Origin of the sequence: Janthinobacterium psychrotolerans (assembly GCF_001677885.1) — a bacterium.
Taxonomy (GTDB): domain Bacteria; phylum Pseudomonadota; class Gammaproteobacteria; order Burkholderiales; family Burkholderiaceae_D; genus Janthinobacterium; species Janthinobacterium psychrotolerans.
This window is the reverse complement of sequence record NZ_LOCQ01000001.1, coordinates 1-1,026: the sequence shown is the minus strand read 5'-3', so window position 1 is coordinate 1,026 and position 1,026 is coordinate 1. Positions and strand designations below refer to the sequence as shown.

General features: G+C 48.9%; 2 tRNA genes and 1 rRNA gene. All 3 read left to right on the top strand.

Annotation, left to right across the window (positions count from 1 at the left end):
• The first annotated feature begins 2 nt into the window (after positions 1 to 2).
• Positions 3 to 79 (top strand) — tRNA-Ile (locus ASR47_RS00015).
• Positions 80 to 97: 18 nt separating this feature from the next.
• A tRNA-Ala gene (locus tag ASR47_RS00010) sits at positions 98 to 173 on the top strand.
• Positions 174 to 420: 247 nt separating this feature from the next.
• Positions 421 to 1,026: ribosomal RNA gene (locus ASR47_RS00005) — 23S ribosomal RNA — on the top strand; the annotation flags it as partial.

Below are 1,026 nucleotides of genomic sequence, written 5' to 3'. Positions count from 1 at the left end.
TTGGGGCTGTAGCTCAGCTGGTTAGAGCACCGTGTTGATAACGCGGGGGTCGTTGGTTCGAGTCCAACCAGCCCTACCAGTTAAGTAGTAAATCTCAGGGGGATTAGCTCAGCTGGGAGAGCACCTGCTTTGCAAGCAGGGGGTCGTCGGTTCGATCCCGTCATCCTCCACCAAGTACTTGAAAGTGCAAACGTAAGCCACCGGGTTTAGGTTTGATCTTTTAGCGATCATTGCTGTTTCGTTCTTTAACAATCTGGAAGAAGTAAAGATTATTTATTGATCAAGTCTATGCGTGCAGGAATGCATGAGGCGACTTGATGGGTAATGATTGTATGTATCAACAAACAAGCAACAACGTTGTACTTTCTTATCCCTGTAGCGCTCTTTGATGACTTCGGTCCTCAGAGGCTAACGTTATAGGGACAAGCGAATAAGTGCACATGGTGGATGCCTTGGCGATTACAGGCGATGAAGGACGTAGTAGCTTGCGATAAGCTGCGGGGAGTGAGCAAACACACTTTGATCCGCAGATTTCCGAATGGGGCAACCCACCCTTTTAGGGTATTGCATACTGAATACATAGGTATGCAAGGCGAACGCGGCGAACTGAAACATCTAAGTAGCTGCAGGAAAAGAAATCAACCGAGATTCCCAAAGTAGCGGCGAGCGAAATGGGAAGAGCCTGTACGTGATAGTCGGACCGATAACAGAATCCTCTGGAAATAGGAGCCATAGCGGGTGATAGCCCCGTATGTGAAATCGGACCGGTGGTACTAAGCGTACGACAAGTAGGGCGGGACACGTGACATCCTGTCTGAATATGGGGGGACCATCCTCCAAGGCTAAATACTCGTAATCGACCGATAGTGAACCAGTACCGTGAGGGAAAGGCGAAAAGAACCCCGGAAGGGGAGTGAAATAGATCCTGAAACCGTGTGCATACAAACAGTAGGAGCGGACTTGTTCCGTGACTGCGTACCTTTTGTATAATGGGTCAGCGACTTACATTCAGTGGCAAGGTTAACC